Source organism: Kitasatospora sp. NPDC023120, from assembly GCF_055560835.1.
On the sequence record NZ_JBVHHY010000051.1, the window covers coordinates 1 to 17,178 of the forward strand.

The following is a 17,178-nucleotide window of genomic DNA, read 5'->3' on the forward strand; positions in this document are numbered from 1 at the left end:
GCAGGGGGGACCCTGTGGGAGAGTAGGACGCCGCCGAACAATTCTTCAGAAGAACCCCCAGCCGGGGAAACCGGGCTGGGGGTTCTTCGCATTTCTGGACCAGCCCAAGAGCTGGTGTTGCTTCGACCACCAGCAGGTGGTCCTAGGTCTACCTCGGTTTTGGGGTGCCATGGCCAGTGTGGGTGCCCGGCGGTTCGTGAAGACTGATGGAGGACGATCGGTACCGGCATCAGGAGCTTCCCGTGACAACAGTGAGTCGTACGAGCGGCACGTCCGTACGTGCTCAGGCCGAGGCGGCCTTCATGGCCGGCGGTCAGGGGCTGGCGCGGCTTGTCGTGGTGGTCTTGTCCGCGGTGCCGGGGGTGGTGCTGCCGGTGGGTGCTGCGATCTTCGCGGGGGTGGTGACGGCCCAGTTCCTGGAGGAGTACGACCTGGAGGTCTTCCTCGCGCTACTGGTGGCAGCGGCTGTCGGCACCGCGGTGGCCGCCGCCAATATCCGCCGCACCGCGAACCGGACGCGCGGGCAGATGGAGCGCTGGTTCGGCATCCGGCTGCCGGCGGAGTACGAGCCGCGGCCGGGGCTGGAGTTGGACGGGCGCGGGCACTGGTGGACGGGGTACTCCTACCACCGCTCCCGGACGGTGGCGAAGTACGCGCAGCTGGTGCACTGGGGCCTGCGGGACCAGACCACCAGGGCCGAGCTGACGTGGCTGCTCGTGAACCCGTTGCTGGTGCTGGCCTTGGTCGGCCCGGTGGTCGCCGTGCTGGTGCTGGGTGCCGCCTTCTCCCTGTCGGGGCCGGTGCCCGCGGACGGGGTGGGCCCGCTGAGCGGGCGCATGGAGTCGATCGTGCTGAGCCTTGCGGTCGGGGCCGCGATGTTGGTCGTCGGGATACTCGTGGCACCGTTCGCGCTGCGTGCGTACGCGGAGGTGGCCCGCCGGGTGCTGGACCAGGACGGCCGGGCGACGCGCGCCCAGCTGACCAGGCGGGTGGCCGAGTTGACCGAGACGCGGGCGGACGCGGCGGGCAACCAGGCGGCCGAGCTGCGGCGGATCGAGCGGGACCTGCACGACGGCGCGCAGGCGCGGCTGGTCGCGATCGGGATGACGCTGGGCACCATCGAGCACCTGATGGACACCGACCAGGCGGCCGCGCGCGAGCTCCTGGCCGAGGCCCGGCAGTCCTCGGCGCGGGCCCTGCAGGAGCTGCGGGACCTCGTCCGCGGCATCCACCCGCCGGTGCTCGCGGAGCGCGGACTGGGCGACGCGGTCCGGGCGCTGGCGCTGGACAACGCGCTGCCGACCGAGGTCTTCGTGAGCCTGCCGGACCGGCCGCCGGCCCCGGTGGAGGCCGCCGTGTACTTCAGCATCTGCGAGCTGCTGGCCAACGCGGCCAAACACTCGGGGGCGGACCAGGTGTGGGTGGACATCCTGTACCGGGCCGGCTTCCTGCGGGTGACGGTGACGGACGACGGCGTGGGCGTGGCCGATCCCGCGCGGGGGACCGGACTGCGCGGTATCGAGAAGCGATTGGGTACCTTCGACGGTGTCCTCGCCATCGACAGCACGTCGGGCGGTCCCACCACCATCACCTTGGAGTTGCCGTGCGAGTTGTCCTCGCCGAGGACCTCTACCTCCTTCGCGAAGGCCTGATCAGGCTGTTGGAAGCGCACGGGTTCACCGTCGTCGCGGCGGTGGAGACCGGGCCCGAGCTGCTGGAGGCGCTGCTGACCCACCGCCCGGACGTGGCCGTGGTCGACGTCCGGCTGCCGCCGACGCTCACCGACGAGGGGCTGCAGGCCGCGCTCAAGGCCCGTCGGGAGATCCAGGGCCTGCCCGTGCTGGTGCTGTCGCAGCACGTCCAGCAGCTGTACGCGCGGGAGTTGCTGGCCGACGGTACGGGTGGGATCGGCTACCTGCTGAAGGACCGGGTGTTCAACGCGGGGCAGTTCATCGACGCGGTCCGCCGGGTGGCGGCGGGAGGGACGGCGATGGACCCGGACGTGATCGCCAAGCTGATGCAGACCACTTCGCGCCGCCCGGGGCCGCTGCTACGGCTGTCCCCGCGCGAGCGCGAGGTGCTTGAGCTGATGGCCGAGGGCTGTTCCAACTCGGCGATCGCCGCCCGTCTTTCGGTGAGCGACGGCGCGGTCGCCAAGCACATCGCCAACATCTTCAGCAAGCTCGAACTCGCGCCGGACGAGGACGCCAACCGCCGGGTGCTGGCGGTGCTGGCCTACCTCAACGGCACAGCGGCGCAGGGCGGCTGACGGTCCGGCGGGACAGCCGCGCCGACATCCGGCCGGTCCCGAGGGGCGGGCTGCCGCACGCCGCGGCCCGCCATGACGCCCCGCGCTGTGACACCCCAGGCTGCGGGAACGCTTAAACAGGCGTACGAGTAAACTCCGGTGAGCCGAGCCCGGAGGTCGCTCGACCGTCCGGCGGCCCGATCAGCGGGACGGGGCAGTCGAGGCAGCGCGTACGGCCGCAGCCGACATCCAGGGGTTGATAGACGTAATGGCACGCCCAACGCTCACCAAGGCCCATCGGGGCCTGCTCGGCCTGGTCGCGGCCGGCGCCTGCATCATCTCGGGCATCGGATTCGCGGGCTCGTACAACGCGGTGCGCGAGCTGGCCATGGAGAAAGGTTTCGGCGCCTTCTCCTACGCCTTCCCGATCGGCGTCGACGCGGGCATCGTCGTGCTCCTCGCACTCGACCTGGTGCTGACCTGGCTGCGGATCCCCTTCCCGATGCTGCGACAGACCGCCTGGCTGCTGACCGTCGCCACCATCGCCTTCAACGCGGCCGCCTCCTGGGGCGACCCGCTCGGCATGGGGATGCACGCCGTCATCCCGGTGCTCTTCGTCGTCGTGGTCGAGGCCTCCCGGCACGCGGTCGGGCGGATCGCGGCGATCACGGCGGACCGCCACATGGAATCGGTCCGGGTGATGCGCTGGATCCTGTCCCCGGTCCCGACCTTCCGGCTCTGGCGGCGGATGAAGCTCTGGGAGCTCCGCTCCTACGACGAGGTCATCCGGCTGGAGCAGAACCGGCTGGTCTACCGGGCGCAGCTCCGCTTCCGCTACGGCCGCGGCTGGCGCCGCTCGGCGCCGATCCAGGCGCTGCTGCCGCTCAAGCTGGCCAAGTTCGGCGTCCCGCTGGACCCGGCGCTGCTCGACCGGCTGGACGACGAGACCCGCGAGCGCGAGGCCAAGGAGGCGTCGGCGGGGCAGGAGCAGCGGGAGCTCGAGCTCCCGGACGGCCGGACCGCCGCCATCGCCCCGGCGGCAGCCGCCACGGCTGCTCAGCCCGCTCCTACCCAGCAGCTCCAGCAGGCCCAGCAGGCCCAGCACGCTCAGCCCCAGCCCCAGCCCCAGCCCCAGCCCCAGCCCCAGCCCCAGGCCCAGCCCCAGGCCGAAGCCCCCGCCCCCGCAGCCGTCGCGCCGATGCCCGCCGAGGTGGCGGCGCCCATGCTGGCGAAGCTGGCGGCCGTCCGGCTGCGGGCCGCGCACGAGCCGGAGGTGGCGGAGGACACAGCCCCGCAGCCGCGCCGGGAGGAGCTGAACGTCTGGACCGAGCGCCCGGTCCGCACGACCGGCCACCCGGCCGACGCCGGCCCGGGCGGGCGGGTACCAGGGCAGGCCTCGCCCTGGTTCAAGCCCCCGCGCCCGGTCGTCGAGGAGCCCGCCGCCGGGCCCGCTCCCACCGCCGCCCCCACGTCCGGCCCTGCTCCCACCGCCCCCGCGCCCCGGCCGCAGGCCCAGCGCCCGACCGCCTCGCACCAGCCCGAGCAGTCTGTCGAGCCGCAGTCGCAGCAGCCCCAGCCGAACCAGCAGCAGGGGCAGCCCACCCAGTCCGAGCAGCCGGTCCCGGCCGAGGAGCCCGCCCAAGCCGACCAGACCGATTCCCGCCCGGCTCCCTCGCGGCTCGACCCGGACCTCGCGTACGAGGCGCTCGTCACGTACATGGACAACCACGGCCACCAGCCCGATCCGCAGCGCCTCGCCGACTGGCTGACCAGGGAATACGGCCTCACCGGCAAGGGCCCCGACGGCTCGGTCCACCCCAAGGAGGTCGCCGAGCTCTTCCCGGAGCTGCGCGACCGTTACGCCGCCGCCGGGCGGGACTGACCGGAGCCGCCGCCGTCCAGCGCTCGGTCCGCCATTGACGGCCGACCCCGCCGAAGCTACCTTCGCCTCAACAAACTGTTGAAGCGCCGGTTCGGCATGGAGGAGTGCGGATGTCTCAGGTCGAGGTCGACGGGAACGGGCCGACGGACGGGGCCTCCTTCTCCACCGCAGCCCGGGCCGCCGTGGAGGCGCTGCTCGCCCCGGTCGACGCCGACCTGGCGCGCCGTTACCCGGGCGACTCCGGAGCCAGGCAGCCGGTGCACACCGTCTACGTCCCGGCCGACGCCTTCGCCGCCGACACCGTACGGGAGTGGGGCCGCCAGGCCCTGGTGGCCTTCGACACTCACGCCGGCACCCCCGCCGAGCTGGCCCGCGCCCTCGGTGTCGCCGACGACGAGCTGCTCGCCGACGTGCACGCCCGGGTCCGCGCCAAGCTGGAACGCGAGTCGATCGAGGACCTGCGGATCGACTTCGAGGACGGCTACGGCCCCCGCCCCGACGTCGAGGAGGACGCGGCCGCCGTCCGGGCCGCCGAGCTGATCGCCGCGGCCGTGGCCGAGGGCAGCGCCCCGCCGTACATCGGCATCCGGATCAAGTGCATGGAGGCGCCGGTCCGCGCCCGCGGCATCCGCACCCTGGAGATCTTCCTGGCCACCCTGCTGGCCCACGGCGGTCTGCCGGCCGGTCTGGTCCTCACCCTGCCCAAGGTGACCTACGCCGAGCAGGTCACCGCGCTGGTCCGGCTGCTGGAGGACTTCGAGCACCGGGCCGGGCTGCCCGCGGGCCGGATCGGCTTCGAGATCCAGATCGAGACCACCCAGGCCATCCTCGGGCCGGACGGCCGGGCCACCGTCGCCCGGATGATCGAGGCCGCCGAGGGCCGTGCCACCGGGCTGCACTACGGCACCTTCGACTACAGCGCGGCCTGCGGCGTCAGCGCCGCCCACCAGAGCATGGACCACCCGGTCGCCGACCACGCGAAGGCGGTCATGCAGGTGGCCGCGGCCGGCACCGGGGTCCGGCTCTCCGACGGCTCGACCAACGTCATCCCGACCGGCCCCACCGAGCAGGTGCACGCCGCCTGGAAGCTCCACCACGACCTGGTCCGCCGCTCGCTGGCCCGCGCCTACTACCAGGGCTGGGACATGCACCCGGCGCACCTGCCGACCCGCTACGTCGCGGTGTACTCCTTCTACCGGGAGGGCCTGGCGACCGCCGCCGCCCGGCTGGCCGCGTACGTCGCCAAGGCGGGCGGCGACGTGATGGACGAGCCGGCCACCGCCCGGGCGCTCAGCGGCTACCTGCTGCGCGGCCTGGACTGCGGTGCCGTCGACCTCGCCGAGGTCACCGCGCTGACCGGTCTGGACCGCGAGCGGCTGAACACCCTCGCCGGCCGCTGACCCCGGGCCGCTGACCCCGGGCCACTGACCCCGGGCCGCTGAACCGCGAACCCCGGACCTGCGGACCCCAGGCCTGCGGACCCCGAACCCGCGGCCCCTCCGGCCCACTGGGCAGGGCCTAGGCTGGCGGTGCCACCCCGGCGACCCGGGGTGCGCCGCCAGCCGTCGCCGTTCCCGGGAGAAGCACCGCGTCATGTCCGCCACGCCGGAGCCCACCGCCAGGCCGTACCTCACCATCCGGCGGGCCGGCAGCCACGAGATCGAGATCAAGAAGTCCCGGTTCATCTGCCACCTCGCCCGGGTCGCCGACGAGGACGAGGCGCAGGCCTTCATCGCCGGCATCCGCAAGCAGTACTGGGACGCGCGGCACAACTGCACCGCCTTCGTGGTCGGCGACGACCAGCGCCGCGAGCGCTCCAGCGACGACGGCGAGCCCGGCGGCACGGCCGGGGTGCCGATGCTGGAGGTGCTGCGCCGACGCGGCCTGACCGACACCGTCGCCGTGGTCACCCGCTACTTCGGCGGGATCAAGCTCGGTGCCGGCGGCCTGGTCCGGGCGTACGGAAACGCGGTCTCGGAGGCGGTGGACGAGATCGGCCTGCTGGAGCGGCGGCCGGTCGCACTGCTCGCGGTGACGGCGGACCACGTCCGGGCCGGGCGGGTGGAGAACGACCTGCGCGCGGCCGGGTACACGGTCAGCGACCTGGCCTACGAGGCGGCGGGGGTGCGGATCGAGGTGGGGGTGCCGGAGCCCGGGGTGGCGGCCTTCCACACCTGGCTGGCCGAGGCGACCGGGGGTACCGCGGTTGCGGTCCCGGCCGGTCGTACCTACGTCGAGGTGCCGGTCTGAGCGCAGGGCAGGGCAGGGCAGGCAGGGCACAGGCGCCGGCGCGTCCCACCGGCACCGGCCGGTGGGACCGGTCCGCAGCCGCGCCGGCGGTGAGCCCGGGGGCCGAACCCGTGGTACGAGCGCGGCCCCGCCGGGCCCGCACGGGGTCGTTCCCCGTAGCCCAGGCCCCGCGCCACGCGGAAGACGGCTTGAACAGATTCACCCGAACGTAGGGTCATGGCCCGGAGTTGGAACTTCCGCTCCGGGCCGTGGCGTTTCCTGGGCAAGGATCCGGCGGAACCGGACGAAACCCATCGATGGAGGACACAGGACCCCACCCCGCACCACGGAGGTATGCGCATGACCTCAGACCGTTCGACTCCAGACCGCTCGACCTCGATTCGCCCGACCTCGAACCGCTCCCGCTCGCACGCTGGTGCCGACCTCCCCGGCCCCCGCGGTCCCGCGACGCCCTACCGGATGACGGTCACCACGGCGCTCCCGCACGCCGAGGCGGTCGCCCTGGCCGACGAGAAGCTCGCCTCCTGGCTGAAACAGGAGGGCTGTGAGGAGCCCCCGCCGATCCCGGAGGCTCCCACGCCCGACGGACCGCTCCCCGCCACCCCCGGCCTCGCCGAGCGCCTCCGCCTGGGCGATCGCGTCCTGCTCGACCGCGACCACGGACCGCTGCGCGGCGGTCCGGGCGCCGGCCGCTACGACCGTCGCCGCCTGCGCACCCCGGCCCCGCACGGTACCCAGCAGCTCACGCTCACCGTGGCCACCGCCGCCGGCGGCCCGACCTGGGTCCGGCTGGAGGCCGAGACGCACAGCACCGGCAGTGGCGTGCGCACCCCCTGCCGGGTGCCGGTGCCCGAGCTCGCCCGCTCACTCCTGCCGCTGCTCGACGCCACCGACGGCCCGACCGCCGTCCACTCCGCGCCCCGGGTGATCACGGCCGACGAAGTGGACGCCCTGATCGACGAGCTGTGCGACCCGGAACGCCGCCTGCCCACCGTGGTCGCCAGCGTCCCGGTGAACCTCCCGCTCGACCTCTGGGTCGAGGACGTGGTCGCTCCGCTCTGCCACCAGCTGCCCGGCCTCGCCACGGCCTACGTGCTGGATCCCGGTGCCCGCACCGGCTTCAACGTCGCGCTGGAGTACCACACCGTCTACGGCGGGGCCGTGCGCACCTACCTGCCCGAGGTCGACCCGGCCTCCCGGCAGGACGGCGCCCGGCATCCGGTGCTCGCCCGGGGGCGAATAGAACAGGATCTCCGCCGCGCCGCCGGGCTGCTCGCCCGTGAGCCGCGCCGCCTCGCCGCCGACCAGCCGCTGCCGCCCGCGCTGGCGGCCGTCCCGGTGCTGCGCGTCCCGCCGCCGCAGCTCCGCCGGGCCGCCGAGCAGGCCGCCGGCCGGGGTACCGCGCATCCGGGAGCGGACCAGCCCACCGTACGGGTCGACCGGACCGCACCGGCAGAGCCGGTCGAGCTGGCCGAGCTGGCCGAGCTCGCCCGTGAGGAGCAGCAGGACCGCGCCGAGCAGCAGGCCCGGGCCGACGAGCTGGAGCTGGTCCGGCGAACCCTGCGCCTGGAGCGCCATGAGCGTCGTGACCGGGGCCAGAGCCGGGAGGGCCACGACACCCGGGACGCGCGTGAGGGCCGCCTCCGCTCCGGGGCCCGCGCCCTGAGCGGCCGCCACTGCACCACGTCGGGCACCGGTCCGGCCCTCGGGCAGCACCCCGTCGTCCGGCCCGCCGACGACTGCGGCAAGCCCGGGTCCTTCACCGAACTCATGGCCCGGCTGGGCGAGTTCTCGCTGCTGACCTTCACCGGGGACCAGAAGGCCACGCTCGCCCTGGACGAGCTCCAGCGCACCGGCGCCGGCTGGGCCCGGCTCGCCTGGGACGGTCTGACCGCCCTTCAGGAGTACGCCGAGGCAGCGGTGCGGGGCACCGCCGGCGGGGACTTCAAGCAGTGGTGCGAGCACACCCCGGAGGGTTGTCACCGCTTCCCGCCGCGCAAGGCGGTGCGCGGGGAGTCCAGGACGGTGTTCAGCCACACCAAGTGGAAACGCGAACGGATGCTGCCGGTGCCGGCCTGCGTGGACGCCTCCCGGCGTGCCTTCATGGGAGCGCACCTGCGGATCGGCGGCGGCCGCACCGCGCCCCGGCTGCACTACCTGGACGACTGCTCGGGCAGTGGCCGGATCTATGTCGGCTACATCGGTCTGCACCTGACCAACACCCGGACCAACTGACCGGCTTGGCTGACCGCTGCGCCCGTTCGGTGGACAATGTCCGGCAGGGGTGGGTTCGCGGGTTCGTCGACCGCCCCGGGCAGGCGCCGGACGAGCATGGGGGAACGACGACCGATGCAGCACTCAGCAGACGGCCGGTCCGACGGCGCCGCCACCGTCCGGATCCCCCAACCGGGCTTCCTCGCCTCGGTCTTCCGTGACCTCGGCGTCGACGAGGCTCCGGAGCCGGACGGTGCCGGCACCGGCCGCCCCGACGGGGGCACGGCCGGTGACGGCCCGTCCGTCCCGGGCCCTGCCGGTTCCGCCGACCTCGCCGGTTCCACCGGTTCCACCGGCGAGGTCGGCGTCGGCCAAGACGGCGTCGGCCCGGACACCACCGCCCCGGCTCCCGGCAGCACCGACCCGGACGAGGCCGTCGCGGCGCACGCCCGCGCCGCCGCCCTGACCCACCACCGCACGGTCACCGTCCAGGCCGAGCACGACCGGCTGGCCGACGTGCTGCGGCGGGCCGCCCTGCCCGTATCGGCGATGGACTTCGAGAGCCAGCTGCGCCACTACGAGCCCCGCCCCTACCCGGCCGACGGTCCCGATGACGCTGCCGGGTCGGAGCCCCGCTGGGCGGACTTCGCGCCCGCCGAGCCGGCTTCGGCCGACCCCGAGAGCGGACCGTCCCGCCGCCTGCTCGACTCCGGCTACCAGCGCGAACTGGCACAGGCCCGGCTCGCCCACCAGCGTGCCCTGCGGGAGTGGCGCACCCGGCAGGCCGAGGCGGGCAGCCCGGCCGCGGACGAGTCCCGGCGCGTCCACGAGGCTGCCGAGGAGGCACGCGCGCGGGCCGTGCGCGAGTACAACGAGAGCCTGGAGGAGTGCCGACGGGCCTACCGGCTGGCCGAGCCGGCCGCCGTGGAGTCGCTGCTGGAGCGGGCGCTGGCCGCTGCCGAGACCGCCACCCAGGACCTGCCCGCCCCCTGTCGGGCGGTGTTCCGCCCGCTCACCCGCACCGCCGTCCTGGACCTCGACCTGCCGCCGCTCGACCTGGTGCCCTCGCTCACCGGCTACCGGCTCGCCCCGGACGGCGACATCGTCCCGGTGCCGCGCCCGCCAGCCGACCGGGCCACCGACTACCTGCGGCTGGTCGCCCGGCTCGCGCTGCGCGCCCTGCAGGCCGCCGACGCCGTCGACACCGACGAGATACTCGCCGGCGTCGTCCTCAACGGCTGGCTGCGCGAGCCCGGTACGGTCGAGCCGCTCTGCCTGGTCAGCGTGGACGCCGACCGCGACGCGCTGGCCCGCACCCGGCTGCTGCCGCCGGAGACCCCGTACGAGGAGCGCGACGACGAGGGCGTCTACGCCGACGCCGAGCAGGACGAGGCCCTGGTCCGGCTGCGCCAGCTGGGCGCCACCGTCACCCCGGACCCGTACGACCGGGTGGGCGTCCGGCCGGCCGCGCAGGCCGGGGCCGCGGTGCCGGCCGCGCCGGACCTCTCCGCCAACGAGTTCGCCCAGCTGGTGCGCGACCTGCTCACCCGGGGCGGGCTGGCCGAGTGGAGCGTACGGCTGCGCGGCCCGGCCGGGCTGGTCGCCACCGGGGAGGGCGCCCCCGGCAGCGCGCTGCCCGGTCGCTGGGTGGTCTGGGCCTCCCGGGGGGCCGAGCCGGTGACCGCGGAGGAGATCGCCACGTTGGCCGAGGCGGTCCGCGAGGAGTCCGCCGAGCGTGGCCTGCGGCTGACCACCGGCCGCTTCGCCGACGAGGCCCTGGACCTCAGCGGCGAGGAGAGCCACCGGCACATCCACCTGATCGACGGCGACGGCGTCCGCGAACTCGCCCGCACTCACCTCGGCCTGCCGCTCGCCGCCGGGCGCTGACCGCCCCACCGGCGGGATCGCTCCGACGGCCCATCCGGCGGGCGCCCCGCCACGCCCGGACCGACGCTGGGGAACGAGCCCCGGCCGCACCCGGCACCCCGGTCGACAGCCGTCGAACGGTCGTCCGGTACGGTCGGCGGTCGGCCCGGACACGGGCGGACCCCAGGGGAAGAGGAATGGGCAGAGCGCTCCGCAGACCACACGGCGACACCAGCCATCCGGACGCACCCGCGGCGGAGGCGGCCCGGTGACCGCCGTCCTGGTCGCCGCCGGCGCGTTCCTGATGACACTGATCGGCGGCTTCGTCGCCCAGCGCACCGGCGACCGCCGCCACCTGGTGCTCGGCTTCGCCGCCGGCCTGATGCTCGGCGTGGTCGCCTTCGACCTGCTGCCCGAGGCGATCAACCAGGCGCCCGGCGAGGTGCACGGCGTGCCGCAGGCGCTGCTGATGTTCGCGGCCGGCTTCCTCACCATCCACGTGGTCGAGCGCGCGGTCGCCATCCACCGCAGCCACGAGGGCGAGTACGCGGAGCACACCCACGGCGGCCACCACCACGGGCACGCCCACACCGCCGGGCACCAGGGCGTCGGGCTGACCGCCGCGCTGGCCCTGGTCGGGCACAGCGTGATGGACGGCTTCGCGATCGGCGCCGCCTTCCAGGCCGGCACCACGGTTGGCACCGTGGTCGCCATCGCGGTGGTCGCGCACGACTTCGCCGACGGCTTCAACACCTACACGATCACCCGGCTGTACGGGAACAACCGGCGGCGGGCGCTGACCCTGCTCGCGGCGGACGCGCTGGCGCCGGTGACCGGCGCGGCGATCACCCTGGCGTTCACCATCCCGGAGCACTTGCTCGGCCTCTACCTGGGCTTCTTCTCGGGCTTCCTGCTCTACCTGGCGACCTCCGACATCCTCCCCGAGGCCCACAGCCCGCACCCCTCGCGCAGCACCCTGCTGTGCACCATCGCCGGGGTCGGCTTCATGTGGCTGGTGATCGGCTTCGCCGCGTGAAGCCGCGTGAGGCCGCGTGCGCCCGCTGACGCCGCCCGCTGACGCCGACCGCCCGCGCGCCTCCGTACGTACACCCCCGCCGCTACAGCCGCCCCCAGCACTGCCGCATCGAGGCCAGCGCCTCGGTGATGGCCGGCCGCCGGGAGGCCTGGGAGCGCCAGAGCGCGAAGACCCGGCGGCTCGGCTCCGGCGTCACCCGCCGGGCCGCCACGCCGGGCGGCAGCGGGCCCCGCCCGAGCCTCGGCACCAGGCCCATCCCGAGCCCGGCCGCGACCAGCGCGATCTGCGTCTCGAACTCGCCGACCTGGTAGCGCACGTCCGGCTCCTCACCGGCCTCGCGCAGCGTGCGGACCAGCCAGTCGTGGCAGATGTTGCCCGGCGGCACGCTGATCCAGCGCTGCCCGCACAGCCGCTCCACCGGCACCGGGTCGAGCGCCGTCAGCTCGTCGTCGGCGGGCAGCAGCAGGTCCACCGGGTCCGTCCCGAGGTCCAGCCGGGAGACCCCGTCCTGAACCGGCAACGGCACGGTCGGCCAGTCCTGCACCAGCGCCAGGTCCACCTCGCCCCGGGCCACCAGCTCGGCCGCCGGGTACGGATCCCGCTCCAGCAGCCGTACGTCCAGCTCCGGGCAGCGCCGCCGCAGATCGGCCAGCACCCCGGGCATCAGCCCGCGCGCACCGGAGGCGAACGCGGCGACCAGCAGCCGTCCGACCGCCTGGCCGCGCTGCTCCTCCAGCCGTACCTCGGCCCGTTCCACCAGTCCCAGCACGGTCTGTGCGGTGGCGGCCAGCTCGCGCGCCGCGTCGGTCAGCACCACGCCCCGGCCCTGCCGCTCCAGCAGCACCGTCCGGGTCTCCCGCTCCAGCTTGGCGATCTGCTGCGAGACCGCCGAGGGCGTGAACCCGAGCGCGGCCGCCGCCCCGCCGACCGAGCCGTGCACCGCCACCGCGTGCAACGCCCGCAGGCGCCCCAGATCCATCATGCAGTGATCCTAAAGTGTTTCCTTCAGCATTCATCGCTGGTGCTACACGGTCACGTGCCACCATGCTCGACCCATGACCGCGACACCCGCCGCCGCGAGCGGCGCGAGCACGAGCATGAACGGCACGAGCACGAGTACGAACACGAACGGCACGAGCACGGGCACGGGCACCACGAGCACGAGCAGCATGAGCGCGCCCCATGTCGCGCTGGCCGTGCTGGTGGCTGCCGTCTGGGGGCTGAACTTCGTCCTTATCCACGTCGGCCTGGAGAACTTCCCGCCGCTGCTCTTCTGCGCCCTGCGGTTCGCCGTCGTCGCCGTGCCGGCGGTCTTCTTCGTCGGCCCGCCCAAGGTGGCCTGGCGCTGGGTGGTGGCGGTCGGCGTGGTGCTCGGAGTGGTGAAGTTCGGGCTGCTGTTCCTCGGCATGCACGCCGGGATGCCGGCCGGGCTCTCCTCCCTGGTGCTCCAGGGGCAGGCCGGGTTCACCGCGCTGTTCGCCGCCGTGCTGCTGCGCGAGCGCCCCGGCGGGCATCGGCTCCTGGGCCTGGGGATCGCCTTCGCGGGGATCGCGCTGAGCGCCTACGACCAGGGCGCCGGTGGCCCGCTGGGGGCCTTCGTGCTGGTGGTCCTGGCCGCCGTCGCCTGGGGTCTGGCCAATGTGCTGACCCGCAGGGCGGCGCCGCCGGACGCGCTGCGCTGGATGGTCTGGGTCAGCGCCGTCCCGCCGCTGCCGCTCCTGGGACTGTCCCTGCTGGTCGAGGGCCCGGAGGCGGACCTGCGCGCGCTGCGCGACATCACCCCCGCCGGGCTCGGTGCGATCGGCTACGTCGGGCTGGTGTCCACCCTGCTGGGCTTCGTCGCCTGGAGCTTCCTGCTGCGCAGCTACGACGCCACCGCCGTGGCGCCCTACTCGCTGCTGGTGCCGGTGTTCGGGATGTCCTCGGCCTGGCTGCTGCTCGGCGAGCGGGTCAGCCCGACAGCCGCCGCGGCCGCGCTGCTGGTGATCGCCGGGATCGGGATCACCGCGGTGCGTCCGGGGGCGCCGAGCGCCGTGGCGGCCCGGCTGCGAGGAAGCGGGCCTCGGCGGAGCGCAGCACTCGCAGCAGCACCTCCTCGTCGGCGGGGCTGACCTCGCCGAAGTACTCCTGCGCCACCTCGTCCCGGACCCGCCCGATCCGCTCCACCGCCGCACGGCCGGCCCCGGTCAGCAGGATCCGCACGGCCCGGCGGTCGGCCGGGTCGGGGCTGCGCTCGACCAGTCCGGCCTCCTCCAGCGCGTCGACCACAGTGGTGGCCGAGCGCGGGGCGATGTGCAGCTTGTCGGCGAGGTCGCTCAGCCGCATCGCGTGGTCCGGCGTCTCGCAGCCCGGCACGTGGGCGAGCGTGCGCAGGGCCCGGGCCTGGCCGGGGGTGATGCCGTACGGTTCCAGCCGCCAACCGGTCTGGCGGCGGATCCGCTTGATCGCCCTGGTCATCGCGTCCGCCAGCTCGGCGGCGGAGTCGGCAGAGTCGGTGGAGTCGGCGGAGTCGGCAGTACCAGCGGTATGGGAGGAGTCGGGGCCGCCGGGGGAGGGGTCCGCCGGGTCGTCGGTCGGCGTGGTGGTCATCGGCGGTCTCCTCGGCTGGTGTCCGGCCAAGCGTAGCGACCGGTCCGGTGCGCTCGGTGGTCGGCCGACGACGGTCGGGGAAATATGTTGAGCTTAGCTCAGTATCTGCGTTAGCGTACTCGCAACTGAGGGGACCCTAAGTTCCCGTCCGACCCTGGAGGACCCATGCCCATCTCCACCGCGCGCGTCGCCACCGACCGCCCCGGCCGCTACGCCAAGCAGCTCGCCGCCCACATGGGGCGCAAGATCGAGGCCGCCTACTCCGAGGACACCGGACGCGGCACGCTGGTCTTCGGCGCCGGCACCGCCACCCTGGAAGCGCAGCCCGACGCGCTGCTGCTCACCGTCGAAGGCGAGCGCGAGAACCTGCCCGGCCTGGAGGACGTCGTCGGCCGCCACCTCGTCCGCTTCGGCGCCCGCGACGAGCTCGTCGTCGAGTGGCACCGCGACAACGGCGAGGCCGGACTGGTTCACCGCAACGAGGACCCCGAGGCCTGACGCCTCCCCGCACCCGGCCGGGGCAACCACCGGTCGAGCGGCCACAGCACCAGGACGGCCAGGCACCAGCCGGCCACCACGTCCAGCAGCCAGTGGAAGTCGCTCCACACCAGCCCCGACCCCACCCCGAGCGCCAGCAGCGCCGCGCCCCCCGTCAGCCCCCTGACAGCGCGCGGCCCCGACACCCGGGCCAGCAGCAGCGCCGCCACCCCGTACGAGACCGCCGCGGTCGTGGTGTGCCCGGACGGATACCAGCCCCACTGCTCCGGCGTCAGCGGCTCCCCGAGCGGGCCCGGCCGGGCGAAGGCCGACTTCGCCGGGACCACCAGCAGCGGGATCAGCCCCGCCGTCAGCACCGCCACCGGCAGCGGCAGCCACCACCGGCCGGCCCCGAGCCCCCGCCACCGCCAGGCGGCCAGCGCGCCCGCCAGCAGCAGCACCGGGATCGCGGGGACGCTGCTGCCCAGGTCCGACAGGACGTGGCCGAGGTGGTCGAGCAGCGCGCTCGGGACGTCACGGCGGACCGTGTGCACGGCCCGGCGGACCCAGCGGTCCAGCCCGAGCAGCGGCCCGTCCACGGCGACCTGCCAGGACACCGCCACCAGCACCGCCGCCGCCACCACCGGCACGGCCACCGAGCGTGCCGCCCCGGCCGCCCGGGTCGTCCACGCCGTCCGTTCCGGGACAGCGGACAGCCGCCCCGGAGCAGGGGGGAGAGCTCCGGGGCGGCTCTGATGATCGCCGTTCCGTGCGCCCCGGGGGGTGTGGGTCGGACGGTCGGTCGATCGGCCTTCGGTATGTGCCGCCCCTCCCGGGGTGGCCTGGTTGTCCTCGCGGTGCACGCGCGGACCCCTCCCCGAGGGAGGTTCCGCGGACGGCTCCGCCAATGGCTGAGGCTCGCTGTCCATCTGCGATGACACTACGTCAACAGCCCTTCCGCGCCGAGCGCCTTCAGTGATTCCGCACATCATCTTCACCCCGCGCCGGGCAACCTCCGGGGCGTCCCGTCGATCACGCCCGCCCGCCGCACCGGCTCCCGTACAGACCGAACGGCCCGTGGAGACCAGAGGTCCCCACGGGCCGTTCAGCGCTGTCCGGACAATCCCTCCGGCGGGCAGGTGGCGCCTGGATCAGGCGGCGGTGACACCCTGGAGCGCGAAGGCGCCCTCGATGATGTCCAGACCCTCCTCGAGCAGGTGCTCCGGGATCACCAGCGGCGGCAGGAAGCGCAGCACGTTGCCGTAGGTGCCGGCGGTGAGGACCACCAGGCCCTCGGCGTGGCAGGCCTTCGCCACGGCGGCGGTGACCTCCGGGTTCGGCTCCTTGGAGCCCGGCTTCACCAGCTCGATCGCGATCATCGCGCCGCGGCCGCGGACCTCGCCGATCACGTCGAACTTCTCCTGCATCGCCCGCAGGCGGCCCAGCATGACCTCGCCGATCCGCTGCGCCTTGCCGTTGAGGTCCAGCTCCTTCATCGTCTCGATGGAGCCCAGCGCGGCGGCGCAGGCCACCGGGTTGCCGCCGTAGGTGCCACCCAGGCCACCCGCATGCGCGGCGTCCATGATCTCGGCGCGGCCGGTCACCGCGGCCAGCGGCAGGCCGCCGGCGATGCCCTTGGCGGTGGTGATCAGGTCGGGGACGATGCCCTCGTCGTCACAGGCGAACCACTGGCCGGTGCGGCAGAAGCCGGTCTGGATCTCGTCCGCGACGAACACGATGCCGTTCGCCTTCGCGTACTCCACGATCGCCGGCAGGAAGCCCTTGGCCGGCTCGATGAAGCCGCCCTCGCCCTGGATCGGCTCGATGATGATCGCGGCGACGTTCTCGGCACCGATCTGCTTGTTGATGATGTCGATCGCCTGCGCGGCGGCCTCGGCGGCGCAGTTCTCCGCACCGGTCAGCCAGCGGTAGGGGTAGGCCACCGGCACCCGGTAGATCTCCGGGGCGAACGGGCCGAAGCCCTGCTTGTACGGCATGTTCTTCGCCGTCAGGCCCATGGTGAGGTTGGTGCGGCCGTGGTAGCCGTGGTCGAACACCACGACGGCGGTGCGCTTGGTGTAGGCGCGGGCGATCTTCACCGCGTTCTCGACCGCCTCGGCGCCCGAGTTGAACAGCGCGGTGCGCTTGTCGTGGTCACCCGGGGTCAGCTCGTTCAGCTGCTCGGCGACGGCCACGTAACCCTCGTACGGGGTCACCATGAAACAGGTGTGGGTGAAGGCGGCCAGCTGCTCGGACGCCTTGGCCACCACGGCCTCGGCGCTGTTGCCGACGTTGGTCACGGCGATGCCGGAGCCGAAGTCGATCAGCGAGTTGCCGTCCACGTCCTCCAGCACACCGCCGTTGGCACGGGACACGTACACCGGCAGGGTGGTGCCGACGCCGGCCGCCACCGCACCCAGCTTGCGGGCCTGCAGCTCCTGCGACTTCGGACCGGGGATCGCGGTGACCAGGCGGCGCTCCTGCGGGAGCGGCGTTGCGGCGCTCATGGGGTATCTCCAGACTCTCGGCTCGGTGATTCGCAGGCTAAGGCCGCTCTCCCCACCCGGGCATGCGCCACTCGGTAGCACTGCGCCGTCCGACTTGTCCGGCACGGCC

Annotated in this window: 15 protein-coding genes; 10 read left to right on the forward strand and 5 right to left on the reverse strand. The window is 74.2% G+C overall.

What is annotated here, in order from left to right; translation table 11 throughout:
* Positions 1–242: 242 nt before the first annotated feature.
* The 8 genes from ACZ3TI_RS38870 (at position 243) to ACZ3TI_RS38905 (ending at position 11,496) form a co-directional block, all read left to right on the forward strand.
* Complete coding sequence (locus tag ACZ3TI_RS38870; protein WP_465734983.1) at positions 243–1,652, forward strand: sensor histidine kinase; 1,410 nt, start codon at positions 243–245, stop codon at positions 1,650–1,652.
* Positions 1,604–2,269 carry a response regulator transcription factor gene (locus ACZ3TI_RS38875; RefSeq protein ID WP_465734986.1) on the forward strand — a complete coding sequence of 222 codons (666 nt, stop codon included), beginning with the start codon at positions 1,604–1,606 and terminating at the stop codon, positions 2,267–2,269. The genes ACZ3TI_RS38870 and ACZ3TI_RS38875 overlap by 49 nt, the downstream gene beginning before the upstream one ends.
* Before the next feature lie 247 nt (positions 2,270–2,516).
* On the forward strand, positions 2,517–4,130 hold the full coding sequence (locus ACZ3TI_RS38880) for a DUF2637 domain-containing protein (RefSeq protein ID WP_465734988.1): 1,614 nt from the start codon (positions 2,517–2,519) through the stop codon (positions 4,128–4,130).
* Between the two features lie 110 nt (positions 4,131–4,240).
* Positions 4,241–5,530, forward strand: a complete 1,290-nt coding sequence (locus ACZ3TI_RS38885) for a DUF6986 family protein (protein ID WP_465734990.1) — start codon at positions 4,241–4,243, stop codon at positions 5,528–5,530.
* A gap of 193 nt (positions 5,531–5,723) precedes the next feature.
* The gene (locus ACZ3TI_RS38890; RefSeq protein WP_465734992.1) at positions 5,724–6,380 is read left to right on the forward strand and encodes a YigZ family protein; all 657 of its coding nucleotides are present in this window, start codon (positions 5,724–5,726) and stop codon (positions 6,378–6,380) included.
* 459 nt (positions 6,381–6,839) lie between these two features.
* Positions 6,840–8,615 carry a hypothetical protein gene (locus ACZ3TI_RS38895; protein ID WP_465734994.1) on the forward strand — a complete coding sequence of 592 codons (1,776 nt, stop codon included), beginning with the start codon at positions 6,840–6,842 and terminating at the stop codon, positions 8,613–8,615.
* Between the two features lie 114 nt (positions 8,616–8,729).
* Entirely contained in the window at positions 8,730–10,481 is a 1,752-nt protein-coding gene (locus ACZ3TI_RS38900) for a restriction endonuclease (protein WP_465734996.1), read from the forward strand.
* Between the two features lie 283 nt (positions 10,482–10,764).
* Positions 10,765–11,496, forward strand: coding sequence for a ZIP family metal transporter (locus ACZ3TI_RS38905; RefSeq protein WP_465735029.1), 732 nt, complete (start codon positions 10,765–10,767; stop codon positions 11,494–11,496).
* Between the two features lie 82 nt (positions 11,497–11,578).
* On the opposite strand, the gene ACZ3TI_RS38910 is transcribed toward ACZ3TI_RS38905, so the two are convergent.
* Together ACZ3TI_RS38910 and ACZ3TI_RS38915 are read right to left on the reverse strand one after the other, a co-directional pair.
* Entirely contained in the window at positions 11,579–12,478 is a 900-nt protein-coding gene (locus ACZ3TI_RS38910) for a LysR family transcriptional regulator (RefSeq protein ID WP_465734998.1), read from the reverse strand.
* A 42-nt stretch (positions 12,479–12,520) separates the two neighbouring features.
* The gene (locus ACZ3TI_RS38915; RefSeq protein WP_465735000.1) at positions 12,521–12,667 is read right to left on the reverse strand and encodes a hypothetical protein; all 147 of its coding nucleotides are present in this window, start codon (positions 12,665–12,667) and stop codon (positions 12,521–12,523) included.
* Between ACZ3TI_RS38915 and ACZ3TI_RS38920 the strand changes: the two genes are divergently transcribed.
* The gene (locus tag ACZ3TI_RS38920) at positions 12,666–13,607 is read left to right on the forward strand and encodes an EamA family transporter (protein ID WP_465735002.1); all 942 of its coding nucleotides are present in this window, start codon (positions 12,666–12,668) and stop codon (positions 13,605–13,607) included. The genes ACZ3TI_RS38915 and ACZ3TI_RS38920 overlap by 2 nt on opposite strands.
* Here the strand turns inward: ACZ3TI_RS38920 and ACZ3TI_RS38925 are convergent.
* Positions 13,498–14,085: a MarR family winged helix-turn-helix transcriptional regulator gene (locus tag ACZ3TI_RS38925; protein WP_465735004.1), complete on the reverse strand. Its 588-nt coding sequence runs from the start codon at positions 14,083–14,085 to the stop codon at positions 13,498–13,500. The genes ACZ3TI_RS38920 and ACZ3TI_RS38925 overlap by 110 nt on opposite strands.
* Positions 14,086–14,250: 165 nt before the next feature.
* Here ACZ3TI_RS38925 and ACZ3TI_RS38930 point away from each other — a divergent pair, with 165 nt between their 5' ends.
* A complete protein-coding gene (locus ACZ3TI_RS38930; protein WP_465735005.1) occupies positions 14,251–14,583 on the forward strand; it encodes a DUF2218 domain-containing protein in 333 nt (110 codons plus the stop codon).
* Here the strand turns inward: ACZ3TI_RS38930 and ACZ3TI_RS38935 are convergent.
* Positions 14,556–15,212, reverse strand: coding sequence for a phosphatase PAP2 family protein (locus ACZ3TI_RS38935; protein ID WP_465735007.1), 657 nt, complete (start codon positions 15,210–15,212; stop codon positions 14,556–14,558). The two genes, ACZ3TI_RS38930 and ACZ3TI_RS38935, sit on opposite strands and share 28 nt — an antisense overlap.
* Positions 15,213–15,713: 501 nt before the next feature.
* A complete protein-coding gene (gene gabT, locus ACZ3TI_RS38940; protein WP_465735009.1) occupies positions 15,714–17,069 on the reverse strand; it encodes a 4-aminobutyrate--2-oxoglutarate transaminase in 1,356 nt (451 codons plus the stop codon).
* Between the last annotated feature and the right edge of the window lie 109 nt (positions 17,070–17,178).

What these genes read in the sequence shown, in the direction of transcription:
- ACZ3TI_RS38915 (WP_465735000.1), bottom strand. Translation starts at nt 12,667, where the DNA reads ATGCTGCTCGTGCTCGTGGTGCCCGTGCCCGTGCTCGTGCCGTTCGTG.
- ACZ3TI_RS38925 (WP_465735004.1), bottom strand. Translation starts at nt 14,085, where the DNA reads ATGACCACCACGCCGACCGACGACCCGGCGGACCCCTCCCCCGGCGGC.
- ACZ3TI_RS38885 (WP_465734990.1), top strand. Translation starts at nt 4,241, where the DNA reads ATGTCTCAGGTCGAGGTCGACGGGAACGGGCCGACGGACGGGGCCTCC.
- ACZ3TI_RS38880 (WP_465734988.1), top strand. Translation starts at nt 2,517, where the DNA reads ATGGCACGCCCAACGCTCACCAAGGCCCATCGGGGCCTGCTCGGCCTG.
- gabT (WP_465735009.1), bottom strand. Translation starts at nt 17,069, where the DNA reads ATGAGCGCCGCAACGCCGCTCCCGCAGGAGCGCCGCCTGGTCACCGCG.
- ACZ3TI_RS38905 (WP_465735029.1), top strand. Translation starts at nt 10,765, where the DNA reads ATGACACTGATCGGCGGCTTCGTCGCCCAGCGCACCGGCGACCGCCGC.
- ACZ3TI_RS38920 (WP_465735002.1), top strand. Translation starts at nt 12,666, where the DNA reads ATGAGCGCGCCCCATGTCGCGCTGGCCGTGCTGGTGGCTGCCGTCTGG.
- ACZ3TI_RS38890 (WP_465734992.1), top strand. Translation starts at nt 5,724, where the DNA reads ATGTCCGCCACGCCGGAGCCCACCGCCAGGCCGTACCTCACCATCCGG.
- ACZ3TI_RS38900 (WP_465734996.1), top strand. Translation starts at nt 8,730, where the DNA reads ATGCAGCACTCAGCAGACGGCCGGTCCGACGGCGCCGCCACCGTCCGG.
- ACZ3TI_RS38930 (WP_465735005.1), top strand. Translation starts at nt 14,251, where the DNA reads ATGCCCATCTCCACCGCGCGCGTCGCCACCGACCGCCCCGGCCGCTAC.
- ACZ3TI_RS38910 (WP_465734998.1), bottom strand. Translation starts at nt 12,478, where the DNA reads ATGATGGATCTGGGGCGCCTGCGGGCGTTGCACGCGGTGGCGGTGCAC.
- ACZ3TI_RS38895 (WP_465734994.1), top strand. Translation starts at nt 6,840, where the DNA reads ATGACGGTCACCACGGCGCTCCCGCACGCCGAGGCGGTCGCCCTGGCC.